At 66.8% G+C, this 19,073-nt stretch carries 16 protein-coding genes; 6 read left to right on the forward strand and 10 right to left on the reverse strand.

Annotation, left to right across the window (positions count from 1 at the left end; all coding sequences use genetic code 11):
* Positions 1–3: 3 nt before the first annotated feature.
* The 10 genes from lysS to J1M43_RS14370 all read right to left on the reverse strand — a co-directional run bounded on the left by lysS (position 4) and on the right by J1M43_RS14370 (position 12,220).
* Entirely contained in the window at positions 4–1,524 is a 1,521-nt protein-coding gene (gene lysS, locus J1M43_RS14325; protein WP_206477095.1) for a lysine--tRNA ligase, read from the reverse strand.
* A 112-nt stretch (positions 1,525–1,636) separates the two neighbouring features.
* Positions 1,637–2,449, reverse strand: coding sequence for a serine hydrolase (locus J1M43_RS14330; protein WP_206477407.1), 813 nt, complete (start codon positions 2,447–2,449; stop codon positions 1,637–1,639).
* On the reverse strand, positions 2,449–3,501 hold the full coding sequence (locus tag J1M43_RS14335) for a C45 family peptidase (protein ID WP_206477096.1): 1,053 nt from the start codon (positions 3,499–3,501) through the stop codon (positions 2,449–2,451). The genes J1M43_RS14330 and J1M43_RS14335 overlap by 1 nt, the downstream gene beginning before the upstream one ends.
* A complete protein-coding gene (locus J1M43_RS14340; protein WP_206477097.1) occupies positions 3,498–4,334 on the reverse strand; it encodes a serine hydrolase in 837 nt (278 codons plus the stop codon). Before J1M43_RS14340 ends, J1M43_RS14335 begins: the two co-directional genes overlap by 4 nt.
* Positions 4,331–5,305, reverse strand: coding sequence for an LD-carboxypeptidase (locus J1M43_RS14345; protein WP_241245245.1), 975 nt, complete (start codon positions 5,303–5,305; stop codon positions 4,331–4,333). The genes J1M43_RS14340 and J1M43_RS14345 overlap by 4 nt, the downstream gene beginning before the upstream one ends.
* Positions 5,302–6,954, reverse strand: a complete 1,653-nt coding sequence (locus J1M43_RS14350) for an ABC transporter ATP-binding protein (protein ID WP_206477098.1) — start codon at positions 6,952–6,954, stop codon at positions 5,302–5,304. The genes J1M43_RS14345 and J1M43_RS14350 overlap by 4 nt, the downstream gene beginning before the upstream one ends.
* Before the next feature lie 3 nt (positions 6,955–6,957).
* Entirely contained in the window at positions 6,958–7,869 is a 912-nt protein-coding gene (locus J1M43_RS14355; protein ID WP_206477099.1) for an ABC transporter permease, read from the reverse strand.
* Positions 7,866–8,909: an ABC transporter permease gene (locus J1M43_RS14360; RefSeq protein ID WP_206477100.1), complete on the reverse strand. Its 1,044-nt coding sequence runs from the start codon at positions 8,907–8,909 to the stop codon at positions 7,866–7,868. The genes J1M43_RS14355 and J1M43_RS14360 overlap by 4 nt, the downstream gene beginning before the upstream one ends.
* 59 nt (positions 8,910–8,968) lie before the next feature.
* On the reverse strand, positions 8,969–10,810 hold the full coding sequence (locus tag J1M43_RS14365) for an ABC transporter substrate-binding protein (protein WP_206477101.1): 1,842 nt from the start codon (positions 10,808–10,810) through the stop codon (positions 8,969–8,971).
* Positions 10,811–11,107: 297 nt separating this feature from the next.
* Positions 11,108–12,220: a M20/M25/M40 family metallo-hydrolase gene (locus J1M43_RS14370; protein WP_206477102.1), complete on the reverse strand. Its 1,113-nt coding sequence runs from the start codon at positions 12,218–12,220 to the stop codon at positions 11,108–11,110.
* Positions 12,221–12,327: 107 nt separating this feature from the next.
* Here J1M43_RS14370 and J1M43_RS14375 point away from each other — a divergent pair, with 107 nt between their 5' ends.
* From J1M43_RS14375 to J1M43_RS14400, 6 genes are read left to right on the forward strand one after another with little or no spacing between them, the layout of a single operon-like run.
* On the forward strand, positions 12,328–13,098 hold the full coding sequence (locus tag J1M43_RS14375) for a GNAT family N-acetyltransferase (RefSeq protein ID WP_206477103.1): 771 nt from the start codon (positions 12,328–12,330) through the stop codon (positions 13,096–13,098).
* Positions 13,095–13,772, forward strand: coding sequence for a MurR/RpiR family transcriptional regulator (locus J1M43_RS14380; protein WP_206477104.1), 678 nt, complete (start codon positions 13,095–13,097; stop codon positions 13,770–13,772). Before J1M43_RS14375 ends, J1M43_RS14380 begins: the two co-directional genes overlap by 4 nt.
* Entirely contained in the window at positions 13,769–14,884 is a 1,116-nt protein-coding gene (gene menC / locus J1M43_RS14385) for an o-succinylbenzoate synthase (RefSeq protein ID WP_307823487.1), read from the forward strand. The genes J1M43_RS14380 and menC overlap by 4 nt, the downstream gene beginning before the upstream one ends.
* 17 nt (positions 14,885–14,901) lie before the next feature.
* Positions 14,902–15,771: an aminodeoxychorismate lyase gene (locus tag J1M43_RS14390; RefSeq protein WP_206477105.1), complete on the forward strand. Its 870-nt coding sequence runs from the start codon at positions 14,902–14,904 to the stop codon at positions 15,769–15,771.
* 3 nt (positions 15,772–15,774) lie between these two features.
* Positions 15,775–17,520, forward strand: a complete 1,746-nt coding sequence (locus tag J1M43_RS16850; protein ID WP_241245246.1) for a membrane dipeptidase — start codon at positions 15,775–15,777, stop codon at positions 17,518–17,520.
* Positions 17,517–19,046 (forward strand): serine hydrolase, encoded by a 1,530-nt coding sequence (locus tag J1M43_RS14400; RefSeq protein WP_206477106.1) that lies wholly within the window; start codon positions 17,517–17,519, stop codon positions 19,044–19,046. The genes J1M43_RS16850 and J1M43_RS14400 overlap by 4 nt, the downstream gene beginning before the upstream one ends.
* Positions 19,047–19,073 lie beyond the last annotated feature (27 nt).

Genomic DNA, 19,073 nt, shown 5'->3' on the forward strand with positions numbered 1-19,073 from the left:
GTGCTACTTGACCAGCGGGAAGAGGATCGTCTCGCGGATGCCGAGCCCGGTGATCGCCATCAGCAGACGGTCGATGCCCATGCCCATGCCGCCCGACGGCGGCATGCCGTGCTCGAGCGCTCGCAGGAACTCCTCATCGACGCGCATCGCCTCGACGTCGCCGGATGCTGCGAGCTTCGCCTGTTCGACGAAACGCTCGCGCTGGATGACGGGATCCACGAGCTCGGAGTATCCGGTCGCCAGCTCGAACCCGCGGATGTACAGGTCCCACTTCTCCACGACACCCGCGATCGAGCGGTGCTCGCGCACCAGCGGCGAGGTGTCGACGGGGAAGTCCATCACGAACGTCGGACGCACGAGGTCGCCCTTGACGAAGTGCTCCCACAGCTCCTCGATGAGTTTGCCGTGGATGGCGTGCGACGGAACGTCCACGCCGTTCGCCTCGGCGAAGGCGATGAGATCCTCGACCACATCGTCCGGGGTGAACGTGCGTCCTGCCGCCTCGGAAAGCGACTCGTACATCGAGACGCGATCCCATTCGCCGCCGAGGTCGTACTCGGTGCCGTCGGCCCAGGTGACAGTGGTGGAGCCCGAGACGGCGATCGCCGCCTGCTGCACGAGCTCCTGTGTCAGCTCGGCCATCTGGTTGTAGTCGCCGTATGCCTGGTAGGCCTCCAGCATCGCGAACTCGGGGCTGTGCGTCGAGTCGGCCCCCTCGTTGCGGAAGTTGCGGTTGATCTCGTAGACGCGTTCGATACCGCCGACCACGGCGCGCTTGAGGTAGAGCTCCGGCGCGATGCGCAGGTACAGCTCGGTGTCGAAGGCGTTGGAGTGCGTGATGAACGGACGGGCGGATGCGCCGCCGTGCTGCACCTGAAGCATGGGCGTCTCGACCTCGAGATAGTCATGTATGCCGAAGGTCGCACGCAGGCTCGCGTTGACGGCTGCGCGGGCTCGCACCGTGGTGCGTGCCTGCTCGCGCACGATGAGGTCGAGGTAGCGGCTGCGCACTCGCCCCTCTTCGCTGAGTTCGGAGTATGCGTTCGGCAGCGGGAGGATCGCCTTCGATGCGATCGCCCAGTCATCAGCCATGATCGACAGCTCGCCGCGGCGGCTGGAGATCACCTGGCCGTGCACGAAGACGTGGTCGCCGAGGTCGACGAACTCCTTCCAGCGTGCAAGGGAGTCCTCGCCGACCTCGGCGAGCGAGATCATGGCCTGGATGCGCGAGCCGTCGCCGGCCTGCAGTGTGGCGAAGCAGAGCTTGCCGGTGTTGCGGCTGAAGACCACGCGTCCGGCCACACCCACCGTCACTCCGGTCTCCGCACCGGCCTCGAGATCGCCGTACTCGGCGCGCAGCGCAGGGATCGTGTGAGTCACCGGCACCGCTACAGGGAACGCTCCACCCGCGGCATCCGTCCGCTGCGCGATGAGTCGTTCGCGCTTGGCGAGACGAACGGCCTTCTGCTCGTGGATGTCCTCGGCTGATGTGTCGTCTGGCTGATCTGCGGGCGCGGCGGTCATTAAGGCTCCTTGAAAGTCGCTGCCCAGTTTACCGGCGGTCGCTCCGCCGGTTTTCACGCGGCGACAGACCCGCGCCGGAGACGGACCCGCGCTGGGACCGGACGCGACCGGCTCACGACTCCAGCTCGGCGCGGAGCGCGACCCCGGCCTGCCGCATCACGTCGAGTGCGCGGTCGCGCGCAGTTGCACCGCGCTCCCAGTTGATCAGCACAGCGTATGCCAGCCTTCTCGTCGGCGACATCACCAGCCCGACATCGGCGCGGACGGTGCTGATCGTGCCGGTCTTGTTCCAGAGCCACACGTCGCGGTCGAAATAGTAATGCGCGAGGGGATCGAGCCCGAAAGCGGAGGCGACCATCGAGAGGTCCATACCGGCACCGAGCCAGCGCTGCAGCGTGTCGCCGGCGGCGGCACTGAGATCGTCGCCGTCGGCGGTGCGCCGCACAAACCGCACCAACTCCTCCGCGTTGGCGTGCGACAGCGTCCGCGGAGCGCCAGGCGGCAGCGGCCACCGCACGATGTCGTCGAGGCCCGACTGGGTGTAGCCGAGCGCGCGGGTGTGCGCGTGCACCTCGTCCAGTCCTATGACCCGGCACAGCGTGTTGGTCGCCGCGTTGTCACTCGTCGCGCCGATGAGCGCCGCCACGTCGTACAGCGTCAACGAGTCCTGCTGCAGCAGGTACCAGATGCCGGAGTTGTCGATCTGTTCGACCGGGCGACGCGTCACCCTGTCCTCGAGGCTGCGCTCGCCACGGTCTGTCTCGGTGAGCAGACGATGCAGCAGAAAGATCTTGCCCACGCTCGCCGTGTCGAGCACCCGTTCCGGATGGTGTCGGAACACCTCGACGCCTGAGTCGACGTCCGCGGCGAGCGCCGAGATCGAAAGCCCAGGAAAGTCCCGCTCCAGGTCCTCGAAGCCGATCATCACAGTTGCACTCGCTCCCCGCGCGCGAACGCGCTCCATCGACCACGCCACGGCGAACCACTCCCCTGCAGGAGAATCTCATCGGCCGCCGTGTCGACGACCGTGGTCACGTAGGTCCACAGATCCTCCGAGCGCCCGAGTACGCCGGGGATGCGCAGCGCGTCGAACACATCGACGGCGCTCGTCGGCGTTCCGCGTCCACGAAGCACGCCCAGCCGGGTCATGCTCTCGCCGAGCCACTCGTCGTCGTCGGACACCGCGAGGCCCTCGCTCGTGCCGTCGAGCAGCCGCAGATGGTTCGTATGGCGGTAGCGACCCGTCACCGAGGCGACGTGGCCGGCCGCGTTCTCGATCAGATCGGCCCGCCCCGCGGCGTCGGCGACATCGAACGCGAACCCACCGGCGCAGGGCACGTGCGTCAGCGCGGCACGCGCCGCTTCCCCTGTCGGCTGACGCTGCGCATGCCGAGCGACGAAGTGCCGACCCGCGCCGTCGGTCTGCGGAGCGACGACCGGTACGTGGTCCATGCCGAACGCCAGGCCCGCCGTCGTCGTGACGAACGCGTTGGACGGCAGCATCCCCGGGTACCAGACCGATGTCACGGCGGGGTCGCCGTCGATGTCAAGCGTGACCAGGCGGATATGTTCGCGCAGTTCGCCGTCGCCGTCTTCGTTGTGCCCCATCACCACGCCGGCATCCGTGGTGAATGCGATGTCGCTGCACCCCGTGCCGTCACGCCCCAGGTCGCCGCGGAGGTTGCGCGCCCACATATCCCGTTCCGCGATGCCCGCGCCCTCCGCGATCCAGGCGAGCTCCTGAGATTCGACGGGCAGCAGTCCTCGTGTCGACGCGATGACGGCGTCGAGACGCTCGGCCGCGACGGTGTCGGCCCGGCGCACCTGCGCTTCCCACGATCCGCCGAGCAGGGAGCGGAAGGCGTGGATCGCATCGGCATGCTCTCGGCCGAGAGCATGCATCACTTCCATCCGCCCGCCGCGGAACACGCTCCAGGCGAGCCCGGAGATCGGTTCTAGATGCGTGATCTGCGTCACTCATCCCCCACGTCACGGGCGCGTCCTGTCACGTGCGCACGGATGCCTTCGCCGAGGGTTCGCATCGCATCGACGACCGGTGCACGTAGATCCTCTCGTGCGTCCTTCCAGTTCGCCGCTACCGCGTATGCGACGGTGGCCGCCGGCCCCTGCACCCACCCGATGTCGATCCTGGCGAAGCTCGTGCTGCCCGTCTTGTGCCGCAGCAGCATGCCCTGGTATTCCGCGTCGGGGTGGGCGAGCGGGTCGAGCAGGAACGCGTCGGCGAGCATCGACGTGTCGGTGTCGGCGGCGAGCCATCCGAGGACCTGTTCGCTGACTGCCGGTGAGATAACCTCGCGCGCGCCGAGCCTGCGCATCACGTCGGCGAGTTCCCGACCAGTGCCGTACGACGGCGTCCAGGGCATATCGGAGGTGCGTTCGTTGCGGATGTAATCGTGCAGGGAGGTGTCGCGGTATCCGAGCTCGACGGCGACCGAGCGCACGTCATCGAGGCCGCACAGCGAGATGAGCGCGTTGGTCGCGAGATTGTCACTGACCGCGCCGACGAGGAGTGCGGCGTCGTGCACTGTGAGCCGCTGGTCGAGCATCCGGTACAGCAGGCCCGAATCGGCGACGACATGCTCCGCCGGGATCTCCACGCGCTGATCGGCACGAAGGCGGCCGTCCTCCAGCCGTCTGGCGACCTCGATCAGCAGGAAGACCTTGCCGATGCTCGCCGTCTCGCACACGGCATCCGGCTCGTGCTCGGCCAACGCCTCGCCGGTGACCGCATCTACGATACGGATCGACCAACCCGCCCGCGTGTCGAGGGCCGGGACAGGGATGCTCATGAGGATTCCTCATCGACCATGAGCGTGACCCCGTGATCGCCTCCACCGAACGAGGCGCGCATCGACCCCTTCACGTTCAGCGGCACGCTCAGCGCGTGGGGATCGTGTCCGAAGCCCTGTTCCCACAGCACGGGGACGCCGAGGTCGGCGAGGTACTCGTGCATCAGCGCCCGCACACCGACGAGGTCGGCGCACCCGTGCCACGAGCCGAGGACGATGCCGGATGCCGCGCTCAGCCGACCAGCTCGCCGCAGTTGCAGCAGGAATCCGTCCAGGCGGTAGATGTCCTCGTTGATGTCTTCGAGGAACAGAATGCCGTCTGGTGGCTCCGCAGCCTCCTTCGACCCTTGGCTTCCCGCGAGCAGGGCGAGGTTGCCGCCGGTGAACAGCCCGGCTGCCGCGCCCTCAGCAAGCGCTTCCGTGGCCGGACCGACGATGCGGCGCCCTCCCCACGGTTCGAACAGCCAGCGATGAACGTCATCGCGGACCGGCTCCGAATCGCGGAACACATCGTTGCCCGCCATCGGGCAGAACAGCGTGGGCACATCGAGGTGCACGCGGAACGCCTCGTGGAGAGCCGTGATGTCCGAGGACCCGGTGAGCAGCTTCGGGCGACCGTCGCGCCGTGTGGCAGTCTCACGCATCGCCGCCCAGTCGATCCCGTCCAGCAGCCTCATCGCACCGTAGCCCCCGCGTATGCACACGACTGCGTCGGTGTCGGGGTCCGACCACGCCTCGACGAGATCCTGTCGACGTACGTCATCCGGACCAGCCAGGTACGTCGCTCGCGGGTGAGGCTGCAGCACATGATCGCCGACGACGACGTTGAGCCCCCACGCCTCGTAGAACGCCACCGCACGAGCGAGGCTGTCGGGCTTGCCCGGACCGGACGGCGAGACGAAGCGCACGGTGTCGCCCGGCTGCAGCGGTGCGGAGCCGAGGTAGGCATCGCGCATCGCCGTCGCCCTCATGCCTTGATCCTCTCGATGCTCGGGGCGGCGGCCAAGAGCTTTCGCGTGTAGGGATGCTGCGGATCCAGCAGTACCTGCTCGGTGGGTCCGTGCTCGATGATCTCGCCGTCGACCATCACGGCGACGGTGTCGGCGATGTTCCACGCGAGGCCGAGGTCGTGGGTGATGACCAGGGCGCTGAGGCCGAGCCGCTCGCGCAGCGACAGCAGCAGCGCGAGGATCTCGCCGCGCACCGAGGCATCCAGTGACGCGACGGGTTCGTCGGCGATCAGGACCTCCGGGCCGACGGCGAGCGCACCGGCGATGACCGCCCGCTGGCGTTGACCTCCGGAGAGCTCCTGCGGGATCGCTCCGAAGTACTTCTCCGGCGGCGTGAGTTCGGCATCGGTGAGGCTCTGCGCCACGCGCTCGCGCTCGTCGCCGCGGTAACGCTGTACACGCAGCCCCTCTGCGACCGACTCGTACACGCTGAGCTTCGGGTTGAGCGCCGCAGTCGGATCCTGCAGCACCATCTGCACTTCGCTGCGGAAAGCGCGCAGCGCCTTGCCAGAGCGCGGAAGGTCGGAGCCGCGGAATTGCAGAACCGATCCCTCGTCCGGGGCCTGCAGCCCGATCAATGTGCGTGCCAAGGTGCTCTTGCCCGATCCGGACTGGCCGACCAGAGCGACGATCTCACCGCGGTGGATGTCGAGGTCGACCGATCTGACAGCCCGCATGGTGCTGCCTCCGGAGCGGTAGGTGACGCTGAGCCCGCGTGCGCGCAGAAGCACTTCGTCGCTCTTGCCCTTGGCTGGCTCGTCGGTCACCTGCGAACGGTCCTTCCGCGTCACGGGCTTGAGCCGCGACGCCTGATCGCCGATGGTCGGAAAAGCCTCGGCGAGCTGCCGGGTGTACGGATGCGTCGGATCGGTGCATACCTGCTGCGCCTCTCCGAGTTCCACGAGCTCGCCGTCGCGCATGATCGCGATGCGCTCGCAGGCTGTGGCGAGCACGGAGAGGTCGTGGCTGATCATCAGAAGAGATATCCCCCGCTCTGTCACGAGTCGGCTGATCATGTCGAGGATCTGCTTCTGCACGATCACGTCAAGAGCGGTCGTCGGCTCGTCGGCGATGATGATGTCGGGCTCGCAGGCGAGTGCCATGGCGATCATGACCCGCTGCTTCTGGCCGCCGGAGAGCTCGTGCGGAAACGACTCCGCTTTGAGCAGGGGCAGGTCGACTGCCGTGAGCAGTTCGCTGACGCGAGCCGCTCGCGCCTTGTCGCTCTTCCATCGATCGGTGACGTGCAGCTGCAGCGCCTCGAGGATCTGTGCGCCGACCTTCTGCACGGGGTTCAACGAGTGCATGGCGCCCTGGAAGACGATGGAGGCGTCGGCCCAGCGCAGCGCCCGCAGCTGCCCGAAACTCAGTGCCTGCACGTCGGTCTCGCCGATGAGGATCCGGCCCGTCACCTTCGCTGAACGCGGCAGAAGGCGCAGCACGCTCATGGCCAGGCTGGATTTGCCGGACCCTGATTCTCCGGCGATGCCCAGAGTCCCACCGGACGGGAGGCTGAGCGACACCTTGGTGACGGCGGGCACCTCTCCTCGATCGTTGCGTCCAGAGGTGCGGTAGGTGATCGAGACGTCCTCGAATGTCAGATCCGGCATAGGTCAACGGTTCCTCAGGGTCGGGTTGACGATGTTCTCCACGGCGCGGCCGATGAGAGTGAAGGCGAGCACGACGAGCACGATCGCGAGTCCGGGGATGAGGACATACCACCAGTAGCCGCTCGTCGCAGCGGACACATCCATGGAATTCCTCAGGATCGCGCCCCACGACTGCACGGTCGTATCGCCGAGCCCGAGAAAGGAGAGCGTGGATTCGGCGATGATCGCTGAGCCGACCGTCAGCGTCGTGTTCGCCAGCACCAGCGGCATCACGGCAGGCAGCAGATGCTTGACGATGATGTGCCAGTGCCCGGCGCCGAGCACGCGTGCTCGTTCGACGTAGTCCCGGCTCTCCACCGACAGCGTCTGCGAGCGGACGACTCTGGCGGTCCCTGCCCACGAGGTCAACCCGATGGCGATCACGATCGTCCACACGCCTCGCGAGAGCACCGAGGTCAGCACGATGGCGAGGATGAGAGACGGCAGCACGAGGAAGAAGTCGATGGTGCGCATCAGCAGACCTCCCCACCACCCGGTGAAGTGACCGGCGGCGATACCGACGATCGTGCCGATGACCATCGACATCGCCGTCGCCGCGAACCCGACCAGGAGCGACACCTGGGCGCCCCACAGCATCCGGACCCAGAGTTCGCGCCCCTGGTGGTCGGTGCCGAGCGGATGCTCCCACGATGGCGGAGCGAACCGGGGAGCGTCGATGAGCGTGGTGACATCCAGCATCGACGCCGGTGCGAGCACGGGCGCGAGCACGGCGAGCAGGACGATGACAACGAGGAAGACGAGGCCGATCAGGCCTGCGCGATTCTGCGCGAACTCGCGGCAGAACTCTGCGAAGGAGCTGCGCCGCCGCTCCCACGCCATCGCGCGTGGCGAGCGCAGTCGGGTCTGAGTGCTCATGCCTGCCTCACTCTCGGGTCAAGGAATCGGTAGACGAGGTCGGCGATCAGATTCATCGCGATGATGATCGCGGAGAACACGACGAACGTTCCCTGCAGCAGCGGGAGGTCCGGGCCGGTGATGGCCTCGTAGGTGAGCTTGCCGAGTCCGGGCCAGCTGAACACGGTCTCGACCGTGACCGCACCGGCGATCAGCCCTCCGATGTGCATGAACACCAGGGTGACGGCGGGCAACAAGGCGTTGGGAACGGCGTGTCGTCGGCGAACGAGGTCTTCCCTCAGCCCCTTTGCTCGCGCAGTCGTGAGGTAATCGGCGCTCTTCTCCTCCATGACGGATGCGCGCATCACCATGACGTACTGGGCGTAGACCACGGCGACCATCGTGATGACGGGCAGCACCATGTGCGCCAGCACGTCACCGATCAGGCCGAGTGGGTCTGTCGGGGGATCGGGTGAGAGCATCCCGCCGGTGGGGAACCAGTGGAGGGTTCCGCCGAAGACCATCAGCAGGAGCAGCCCGAGCCAGAAGGTCGGCACCGACCACAGCACCAGCGATGTGCCGGAGGTGATCTTGTCGAACAGCGAGCCGTGATTCCAGCCCGCATGCTGCCCGAGCCAGAGGCCGAGCGCGATGGCGAGGATGGCGGAGGTGCCGGTGAGCAGAATCGTGTTCCAGAAGTAGTCGCCGATCAGCGAGGACACCGACGTCTTGTACACATAGCTCTCACCGAAGTTCAGAGTTGCGACGTTGACGAGATAGTCGCCGAACTGCTGCCACAGCGGTTTGTCGAGTCCCATCTGCTGCCGCAGCTGCTCGACCTGTTCGGCATTGAGCTGGCGTTCCCGGGTGATCGATGCGACAGGATCTCCCGGGAGGATGCGGAAGGCGAAGAACCCGAGCAGGATCACCATCACCATGCTCACCGCGGCGCCGCCGAGCTTGCTGAAGAGGTAACGAGCACCGGACACCCGCCGCGGCGGCTCGTCCAGTCCTTCCTCTTCGAGGATCACAGCTCCCGTGGATGGCATGATCTCGGTCATCCGTACCTCCTTGCACGTAGATGGGGCCGCCGCGGCGTGCACCGCGGCGGCCCGTCAGGTCACTCTATGTCCGCGCTGCGTCGACGACGCAGCAGCAGGAACACCACGATGCCGATGACCGCGACGCCGACGATGACACCGACGACGATCAGGCCGGTGGGGGGACCGTCGCCTCCGTCTGCGGAGGCCGCATCCACCGGCTCCATCGTCAGGAAGCCCCAATAGCCCGCCTGACTCGCGATGATGCCGCCATCCTTCGGCTGCAGCGTGAAGCCGGTGAACCGATCAGAGCGATACGCCTCCAAGGAGTTCGCATACCAGGTGGCGATCTGGGCGGTGTCGGTGTAGTTCAGCGCGAGCATGTCGTGCACGATCTCCTGGCGCTTGGGCTCGTCGAGCTCCGCGCGCTGCTGGTCGTACAGAGCGTCGAACTCGGGGTTGCAGTAGCCGTCCTGAGATGTACCGCCCGAACCGTCGGTGCCGGTCGGAAGCGTCGAGCACAGGTTGATGCCCAGCTGGTAGTCCGGGTCCGGATTGACGCTCCAACCGCTGAAGTAGATGTCGTAATCGCCCGAGACGGCCTTCGCGCTGATCGTGTCGGAGTCGGTGGACTCGACGTTGATCTTGACGCCGATCTCCTCCATCCAGGGAACGAAGTACTCGGAGATGGACACCTCCTGGAGGTCCTCAGCATCCGCGAGCAGACGCAACTCGAGCTTGGCGCCGTCCTTCTCTCGAACACCGTCGGCGCCGACGGTCCAGCCGGCGTCCTCGAGCTTCTGCTTGGCCGCTTCGGGGTCGTACTCCACGATCACGGAGTCATCGGCAGGCAGAGTCCACTTGCTGAACGATGTGGGAATGAAGCTGGTCGCCTGCACACCCTGACCGTCGAGCACCTTGTCGAGCAGCGTCTTCGTGTCTGTCCCGAGCCGAAGAGCCTGACGCACCTCCACGTCCTTGAGCGCCTCATTGCCAGTGCCGTACGGCACGCCATCGCGTGTGATCAGGCCGACATTGAGGCTGAACGAGTGGTAGCGACGCCCCTCTCCGGAATGGACGGTGATCCCGTCGGTGCCCTCGAGTGCTTCGTACTGCGTCGGGCTCAGGCCACTGACGAAATCGACCTCGCCTGAGCGAAGCGCCTGCACCTGGGCATCGGAGTTGGTGTAGTACACGTACTGAATGCGCTCCACTGCAGGCTCACCCCGCCAGAAGTTCGGGTTCGCCTTCAGGGTGATCTGCTGGTTCGCCTCGTACGACTCCAGGAGGTACGGACCGGATCCGACGACATCCGCATCGTTCACGAACTCGGCCGGGCTGTCGATCGCTTCCCAGATGTGCTTGGGCACCACGGGGATCTCGATGCCGGGGTTGGTCGCCTGCGGCCCCTTGAGCGTGATGACGACGGTCTTGTCGTCCGGAGCTTCCACGCTCTCGAAGTTGGTCACCAGGTTCCCGTTCGCCACTGCCAGCTCGGGGACCTCCATCATCTGCGTGTACGTGTACACGACGTCGTCGGCGGTGATGGGTTCGTCGTCAGACCACTTCAGATCGTCCTGCAGCGTGTACGTCCACGTCGTCCCGTCGTCCGTCTCCCACGAGTCCGCCAATCCCTTCGTCGGAGAACCGTCTTCCGCGTCGTTCTGCACGAGGTACTCGTACACGTATCGGATGATGTTCGTCGGTGTGAGGTAGATCGACACGAACGGATTGAACGAGTCGACGAAGCCCGACGTCGCGATGCGGAACGTCGTTGGCGAGCTCGTGGACTCGTCGGGTGCCTCTTGCGCAACGACCGGCGAGTCTGACGCATGTGCCGCGCCGGCCGGAGCGGCGATCAGCAACGCTGCGATCGCCAGCGACGCGGCGCGGAACGGGCGTCTGCGATGGGATACGGACATGAACGGGGTTCCTTTCATCGAGGGAGCGTGAACCCTGGGATGGAGCAATAGAACCGCAAGACTGCCCCGAGGTCAACACATTCGTGTCGGATGTTCGCGAACACCACACGATTGCAACATGTCAGAAACATAACGTATTCGCATCCGACGCGCAGAAGACCTCGGCTGGAACGCAGACTTTGCCTGCGAACTCGCGCATTTCGCGCAACTCCGGCGCCAACGCATACGCATCCCGCACGAACCCTGCCGTAGCTCACGCGTTGCGACCGATGCCAGGATACGTTTCGTATCATGAACCTAGCTCGACAGCAAGAATGCCTCGAGCAGCGCGACTCGTTCGAGAAGCGAGGAAGTCAGGATGTGCTCATCCACCGCGTGCGCACCGCCACCTCGAGGGCCGAAACCGTCGACGGTCGGCACGCCGAGCGATCCGAGCAGGTTCGTGTCGCCTGCTCCGGCAGCGGGCCGCCCAGCGACGTGCTGCCCGATCCCGCTCGCGGCAGCCGCGATCGCTTCGAGGAGTTCCGCGTCGGCGCCGGATGCCCGCCACGCGGGCCGGTGGCTGAGCACCTCGACCTGGATCTGCGCCCCCTCCCGGATGGGGCGCAGTGCGCCGAGCGCGGACAGCACCCGATCCTCGGTGTCAGGGTCGATGAAGCGGAGGCCGATCTCCGCGGTCGCCTCGGCGGGAACGACGTTCGCTCTTCCGCCGCCGCGAACCGTGCCGACATTGCACAGCACCTCGGACGTCAGGCCGGGGTCGCTGACGATGGTGCGCAGCACCTGCAGCTGATCGACGAGCTCATCGATCGCCGATACGCCGCCTTCCGGGTCCAGTGCGGCGTGGGACGCACGGCCGGTGACGGCGAGGCGCACACGACTGCTCCCCCGTCGGCCGATCTTCAGCGCGCCGTCGGGGTGGGGCGACTCGAATCCGATCGCTGCGCGCACGCCTTCGGCGCACCCGCTGAGCAGGTCGGCGGTCGTCGGGGAGCCGATCTCCTCATCGCAGACGACGATCACGCGAAACGCACGGTGAGGCCGCGCTCGCAGACGCTCAGCCGCGGCAAGCATGACCAGGAGCCCGCTCTTCATGTCGTAGACGCCCGGGCCCGTCACGACCTCACCGTCATCGCTCCACGGGACATCGCCATCCAGCGTCCCGACAGGCCAGACCGTGTCGGAATGCCCGACGAGCAGCACAGGATCACCTTCCCCCGCGACGTCGGCGATGAGGTTCGCACCTGCAGAGGTCGTGATGATCCGCACATGTGCGCCGACGTCTCGCCACCACTGCGCGAGCAGGTCGACGACCAGCTCGCTGGCGGCGACATCGAGCGACGGCGACTCGATGAGCGTCAGCTGCGCGAGGCGGTCTACGAGCGCGCGTACCTGCTCGGTATCGTTCATATCTCCTCCGGAGTCATCATACGAGACATATCAGTCCGCACCGGCGTCAATTAATCACACAAAATCAACCATTGGCGTCAGATCATCTCGCACATAGGATACGTATCATGCCGAACTTGTCCGCCATCCCGCTGCACGGTGAGTCGCTCATCGGCGACGCTGCATTCCGGGAAGCGGCGGCGCTGTACACCCGTGTCTTCCGATACGAACCCACTGAGTACTCGTTGAACCCCAACCTGCTCAGCGCCCTCGCCAAGAACGGCGGCTCCGCCGTCGGAGTGCACGACGGCGACAGACTGGTCGGTTTCGCATACGGCTTCGCCGGCCGCGACCGCAGCGGACACGAGTTCCACTACTCGCAGGCCGCAGTCGTGGATCCGGACTATCAGGGGCGCGGGGTCGGTCGTCTGCTCAAGACATGCCAGCGCAAGGTGGCACTCGGCTGGAACCAGCATCGGATGCGCTGGACCTTCGACCCGCTCCTGGCCCGCAACGCGCATTTCAACTTCGCGGCTCTGCAGGCCGAGGGCACCGGATACGCCGTCGACTACTACGACCGGCCCGGCACCGACCGCATCGTGGTCGATTGGGCCCTCGACCGCGAACGCGATCCTTTCGCCGACATCCGAGGGCTGCCGTCCCCCGCATTCGGCCCCGACGATCGCGGGCGTCTGTTCGAGGCCGTCGAGGACGGTCGACGGATCGCGCGGATCCCGCTGCCCTCATCCGTGAACGACGCCGATGCGTCGACCGGCGCGCTGCGCGCACGCATCCGGGACAGCATGCAGCGCGTCTTCGACGCCGGGCTCGTCCTTGTCAACTGCACCAGAATCGACGACGACACAGCGGTCTACCTTGCCGGGGAGGATATGCGATGACACGGGATGATGACGACGAAGACCGCGCGCTCGTTTCGCCCGGTGCGCGCTTCGGCGAGCGGTTCCGCACGAGCCTGTCCGCCGAGGTGCTGCAGGCGAAGGTGATGGAGACCGAGACCCGTTCGTTGGCACGCACGTTCGATGAGCTCACCCGGACCGGCGCCGTCTCGCACGCGGCGACGCTGATCCTGGGTGCTCGCCGGCGATACATCGCGGGGCGGGGCAAGACTGTGGCATACGCCGACCTGCTCGCCGCAGATCTGTCGGCGACCCTGTCCAATGTGTTCCTGGTCGATGACAGGTCGCTCTCTCCGCTCACCGTGCTGACCGACGTGCGCGCCACCGACCTGCTCGTGCTCTTCACCATGCGGCGCTACCGCGAGGAGTCGATCCGCTTCGGCGAGAGGTTCCGTCGAGCCGGTGGCGAGCTGATCGTCATCACCGACAGCGACGATGCGCCGCTGACAGATGTGGCATCGGCAGTGATCAAGGTGCACACTCATTCCGCCTCCTACGCGGATTCGCCCACGGCGGTCGCCGCGGTCTGTCATCTGCTGAGCACCCTCACCACTGCGAGCGCGAAGGGCGCACGTCGCCGGCTCGCCGCGCGTGATGAGCTGGCGGCGGATCTGGGTCTGCACCATCCCGATCATGGCAAGGAGACCCGGCGGTGAGAATCGCGCGCGTCGCACTCTTCGAAGTGTCACTGCCGCTGGTGCACAGCTTCGAGACGAGCTCGCACCGCAAGAGCGGCCTGCAGCACATACTGGTTCAGGTCACCGATGTCGACGGAAGATCCGGGTGGGGCGAGATCGCCTCCCCATCCGACCCGTACTACACATCGGAGACGACGGACACGGCATGGCTGATCGCCAACCGCTACCTCGCACCCCTGGTGCTGGGCGCCAGGTGGGACGAGCCCGCCGAGTTGGAGAGCACGTGGTCGAGGATCCGCGGGCACGAGTTCACGAAAGCGGGCTTCTCGGCCGCCGCGTGGGACCTCCACGCCCGCGCGCGTGGAATCTCGCTGGCAGCCGCCCTCGGCGGCACCAGAACGGAAGTGGTGGCGGGCGTCTCGCTCGGCATCGAGCCCGGTCTCGACGAGTTGCTGGCACAGGTCGAGACACAGGTGCGCGCAGGATACCCACGGGTCAAGCTGAAGATCGCGCCGGGGTGGGACGTCGAGCCCGTCAAGGCCGTGCGGAGCCACTACCCCGAGCTGGATCTGCACGTCGACGCGAACGGTGCATATCCGGACACGGAGGAGGCGGTTGACATCTTCCGACACCTGGACGAGCAGGGTCTCACGATGATCGAGCAGCCGTACACGCCGCGCGATCTCCCTGCCCACGCCCGACTGCAGCGACGGATCAGCACGCCCGTCTGTCTCGACGAGTCCGTCGTCGAACTGGCGGATCTGCGAACGATGATCGAGCTGGATGCCGGTCGCGTGCTGAACATCAAGGTCTCCCGAATGGGAGGACTCCTCACCGCCCGCAGCGCCCACGATCTCGCCCGGGATGCCGGTATCCCGGTATGGTGCGGCGGCATGCACGAGTTCGGCGTCGGGCGAGCCGCGAACGTCGCGATCTCATCGCTGTCGAACTTCACGCTGCCGTCGGACGTGTCCGGTTCGGACAAGTACTACGAGCGGGATGTGATCGTGCCGCCGGTGGTCGCGGAGAACGGCGTCGTCCAGGTGCCCGAAGGGCCAGGCATCGGGTACGAGATCGACCTCGACTGGGTTGAGCACAACGCCGTTCGTACCGCCGAAGTCACCGTCTGAGATCATCGAGGAGGACCATGAAACCGCTCGTTCTGTACCGCGTCGATCTCCGTACGGCTGATCCGGCCTCCGCACTGAGGAGGATCGACCCGGCGAGTCCTCTCCTGACCGGCACCGACCTCGCGGCCACCCGGGGAGACGGGGTCTTCGAGACGGTCGTCGTGGTCGACGGCGTCCCTCAGGCCGTCGAGGCCCATCTGGATCGCTTCGAACGATCCGCGAGCCTGCTCGAGCTTCCTTCGCCGGATCGCTCGCTGTGGCGCACGGCCGTCGAGACGGTCGCCGCTGAGATGGATGTACCGCGCGGAGCGGTCAAGTACATCCTGTCCCGCGGCGACGAGGTGACGGGAGAGCCGACGGGATGGGCGCTCGGATTCGCACCGACGCATCACCGCTCAGCGACTCCGCCCGAGCTGGACGTCGTGCTGCTCGATCGCGGCTACCGCTCGGATGTCGCCACGACGGCGCCGTGGTTGCTGCAGGGCGCGAAGACCCTCTCCTATGCGGTGAACATGGCTGCGCTCCGCGAAGCACACCGTCGCGGGGCGAACGACGTGATCTTCGTGTCCAGCGACGGATACATCCTCGAGGGGCCGAACTCCACGGTGATCGCCAGGATCGACGGTGAATACGTCACGCCGCCGGTGGAGTTCGGCATCCTGCCAGGGACAACGCAGTCCGACGCGTTCGATGCGTTGACAGACGGCGGCGATCGCGTTGCGGTGCGCGGCCTCACGGTCTCCGATCTCTCGGGTGCCGACGCGCTCTGGCTGTGCTCGAGCACTCGCGGCGCAGCGCCGGTGCGATCACTCGACGGGGTCGCCCAGCAGGTCGATCGGGCGATCACACAGCGCATCTCCGACTTCCTGAACGCACGAAAGGCCTGACAGATGATTCCGGTGATCGACGGACACAACGACCTGGCCTGGGCGCGCAGACGGCGCCACGCTCTGTCCACGCAGCAGCTGCATGAACTCGTCGCGGAGGCGCACACCGACATCCCCCGACTCCAAGCAGGGGGCGTCGGCGGTCAGTTCTGGTCGGTATGGGTCGACTCCTCACTCGAGGGCGCGGCGCAGGTGACCGCGACCCTCGAGCAGATCGACTTCGTGCACCGACTGGTGCAGGACTATCCGGAGGTCTTCGCCTTCACCCGCACCTCGCACGAGGCGCGTACCGCCATCAGGCAGGGGCGCATAGCGTCACTGATCGGAGTCGAAGGCGGCGCACAGATCGACAACTCCCTCGGCGTTCTGAGGCAGTATGCGCGGCTCGGCGCCCGCTACATGACACTCACCTGGAACCACACGACCGACTGGGCTGACGCCGCCACGGATGCTCCGCGCCACGGCGGCCTCAGCGAGTTCGGTCGCGACGTCGTGAGGGAGATGAATCGGATCGGGATGCTCGTCGACCTCGCGCACGTCGCGCCGTCGACGATGCGGGATGCGATCGCCACCAGCATCCGTCCGGTGATGGTGAGCCACTCGGGTGCCGCGGCGCTCTGCGACCACCCGCGCAACGTCCCTGACGATGTGCTCGCCGCGATCGGAGCAGGCGGCGGGATAGTGATGGTCGCGTTCGTCCCGACGTTCCTCAGCCAACAACGCCGCGACTGGCACGTCGCCGGCGAGGTCGGCACACCGCCCGAGGTGACGATCGCCCATGTCGCCGACCACATCGAACACGTGCGAGCCGTCGCTGGAGTGCACGCGGTCGGTATCGGAGCGGACTATGACGGCACGGATGCCATGCCCACCGGCCTTGAGGACGTATCGGGGTATCAGCGGCTGCTCGACGAGCTGCGACGCAGGGGATGGAGCGAAGACGAACTGCAGGCGCTGGCGTTTCGCAATGCGCTACGAGTGCTGGAGGCCTCGGATGCCGACCACCTCGCCTTCCTTTCCGGACGCCAGGATCGTCCCCGGGTGCTCATCGTCGTGAACGCCGACGGTTCGGGACCCCGGCGTCTGCTGAGCTGGCTCAATGCCGCAGGCGTCCGAGCGGATGTACGCCATGGCGCACATGGTCTTCCGGAGAACCTGGAGTCCTACGACGGCCTGGTGATGCTCGGCGGCGGCATGATGCCCGATGACATCGAGAAGGGACCCTGGCTTCCGGACGAGCGACGACTCGCGTCCGAAGCGATCGAACGGGACCTGCCCACGCTCGGCATCTGCCTCGGTGGACAGCTGCTCGCCCAGATCGCGGGCGGCGAAGTGCGTGAGTCGTACGGGGTGAAGGAGCGCGGTTCCACGGTGATCACGACGACCTCTGATGGGCGGGATGACGCGGTGATGTCGGGGCTCGGCAGCGCAGCCCCGCTGATCGAGAACCACCAGGACCAGATCACGGTGCTGCCGCCCGACGCCGTTCTGCTCGCATCGAGTGAAGGGGTCGCCATCCAGGCGTTCCGCATCGGCGCTCACGTCCGCGGAGTGCAGTTCCATCCCGAGGTCTCAGCCGATGACCTGCTGTGGTGGAGCGAACCGACCGATCCCGCACCTGGCGATCGCCCTGTCGCAGACCTCGTCGCCGAGGCCCTTCGCGTCGACGAGCAGAACACTGCCGCGTGCCAGGCGTTGGTGCGTGGCTTCGCGCAGGAGGTGCGTGAGGCCGCGGGGATCCGGGCGTGAGCGTCACGCCGACTCCGTCGATCACGGCTGCGCTCGACCAGGCCACGGCAGCCGCGATACTGCAGGGGGCGATCGCCGAGACGAGACATCTCGCCCCCGCCACCGCCGCCGCCATCACACGCGACGGCGAGTTCGTCGCCGTCGATGCGCAGGGGATGCCGCGAGGAGACGGGACCAGCACGTCACGGGGGACGGTGTTCCGTATCGCGTCGATGACGAAGAGCTTCCTCGCCGCCACCGCTCTCGCGCTTCGCGACGACGGACTGCTCGATCTGCACGCCCCGGCCGCGCAGTACGTTCCCGGTCTCGCCGCCGCGACCTTTCGCGGGCGGCCGGCATCGATGACCCTCTCGTCGCTGCTGTCCAACCGGGCGGGGCTCACCGAGGACAATGCGTGGGGGGATGAGATGCTCGGCGAACCGCGAGAGTCGATCGCAGAGATGGTCGACTCCGGCCTGCGACTCGCTGCGCTCCCCGACACCGAATACCACTACTCGAACCTCGGAATATCGATGATCGGCCGAGCCATCGAAGCCGTCACCGGCCTGCCCGTCGAGGTCGTGATGCAGCAGCGCATCATCGACCCGCTCGGCCTGTCGAACACGAGACCAGCGGCATCGCTGTATCCGCGCGGTACCGAACTCGCCCTGGGCTTTCGCACCTTCGACGACGGGACGACGTTCGTCGAAGAGCCGTACGTGGGTTCGGGTGCGCTCGCCTGCATCGGCAGCCTCTTCTCGACGCTCGACGACATCGCGCGATGGATGCACTTCCTCGGCACGGCGTTCGATGACGCTCCGATCGCCGAGGATGTCCTCTGCGCAGCTTCCCGAAGAGAGCTGCAGTCGGCGAGATCCATGATCCCGATCACCGGTGGACGCTTCGACCCTGACCTCGTCGACGGCGCAGGCTACGGCTACGGAGTCGCCATCGAGCACGACAGGCGGTTCGGCAGGATCGTCCAGCATGCGGGCGGCCTTCCCGGCTTCTCCTCGCACATGCGGTGGCATCCCACCACCGGGATCGGCGCCGTCGTGTTCGGCAACTCCGACGCATTCGACGCCGCTCCGGTCGCGGCTCAGGCGCTTCGGAACGCACTCGCTGCGATCGACGCGCCCGCGGCGATCGTCCGACCGTGGCCGGAAACGCTCGCCGCCGCGTCTGCCCTGGATGACCTCGTGCGCGCTCAGCGTCCGCTGTCGGATGCGGTCGAACTGCTCGCCCGCAACGTGCTCCGCGATATTCCGGAGCCTGTGCGCGCCGCGAGGCTTCGCACCGCGATCGACGAGGTCGGCGATCCGCTCCCGCAAGCAGGGTCGGCCCTTCAGCGCATCCTCACCGCGAAGGATGCGGCGTCACTGCGCTGGAGGATCCCCTGTGAACGCGGCGCACTGATCTGCGATGTGCATCTGATGGGGCTGCACCGGCCGCTCGTGCAGTCGTTCTCGGTGCGCGTCGGCGACGGGGACATCCCCCGCGGCGCGGCCGCTGACATCACCGCGCACCACCTCGTCGAACTCCCCTGAACTCGGAGACGAACCCACCCCTCGATA

Source organism: Microbacterium sp. KRD172 (assembly GCF_017168295.1).
GTDB lineage: Bacteria > Actinomycetota > Actinomycetes > Actinomycetales > Microbacteriaceae > Microbacterium > Microbacterium profundi.

What these genes read in the sequence shown, in the direction of transcription:
- lysS (WP_206477095.1), bottom strand. Translation starts at nt 1,524, where the DNA reads ATGACCGCCGCGCCCGCAGATCAGCCAGACGACACATCAGCCGAGGAC.
- J1M43_RS14370 (WP_206477102.1), bottom strand. Translation starts at nt 12,220, where the DNA reads ATGAACGATACCGAGCAGGTACGCGCGCTCGTAGACCGCCTCGCGCAG.
- J1M43_RS14350 (WP_206477098.1), bottom strand. Translation starts at nt 6,954, where the DNA reads ATGCCGGATCTGACATTCGAGGACGTCTCGATCACCTACCGCACCTCT.
- J1M43_RS14380 (WP_206477104.1), top strand. Translation starts at nt 13,095, where the DNA reads ATGACACGGGATGATGACGACGAAGACCGCGCGCTCGTTTCGCCCGGT.
- J1M43_RS14360 (WP_206477100.1), bottom strand. Translation starts at nt 8,909, where the DNA reads ATGACCGAGATCATGCCATCCACGGGAGCTGTGATCCTCGAAGAGGAA.
- J1M43_RS16850 (WP_241245246.1), top strand. Translation starts at nt 15,775, where the DNA reads ATGATTCCGGTGATCGACGGACACAACGACCTGGCCTGGGCGCGCAGA.
- J1M43_RS14330 (WP_206477407.1), bottom strand. Translation starts at nt 2,449, where the DNA reads ATGATCGGCTTCGAGGACCTGGAGCGGGACTTTCCTGGGCTTTCGATC.
- J1M43_RS14345 (WP_241245245.1), bottom strand. Translation starts at nt 5,305, where the DNA reads ATGAGGGCGACGGCGATGCGCGATGCCTACCTCGGCTCCGCACCGCTG.
- J1M43_RS14340 (WP_206477097.1), bottom strand. Translation starts at nt 4,334, where the DNA reads ATGAGCATCCCTGTCCCGGCCCTCGACACGCGGGCGGGTTGGTCGATC.
- J1M43_RS14375 (WP_206477103.1), top strand. Translation starts at nt 12,328, where the DNA reads ATGCCGAACTTGTCCGCCATCCCGCTGCACGGTGAGTCGCTCATCGGC.
- J1M43_RS14365 (WP_206477101.1), bottom strand. Translation starts at nt 10,810, where the DNA reads ATGTCCGTATCCCATCGCAGACGCCCGTTCCGCGCCGCGTCGCTGGCG.
- J1M43_RS14390 (WP_206477105.1), top strand. Translation starts at nt 14,902, where the DNA reads ATGAAACCGCTCGTTCTGTACCGCGTCGATCTCCGTACGGCTGATCCG.
- J1M43_RS14355 (WP_206477099.1), bottom strand. Translation starts at nt 7,869, where the DNA reads ATGAGCACTCAGACCCGACTGCGCTCGCCACGCGCGATGGCGTGGGAG.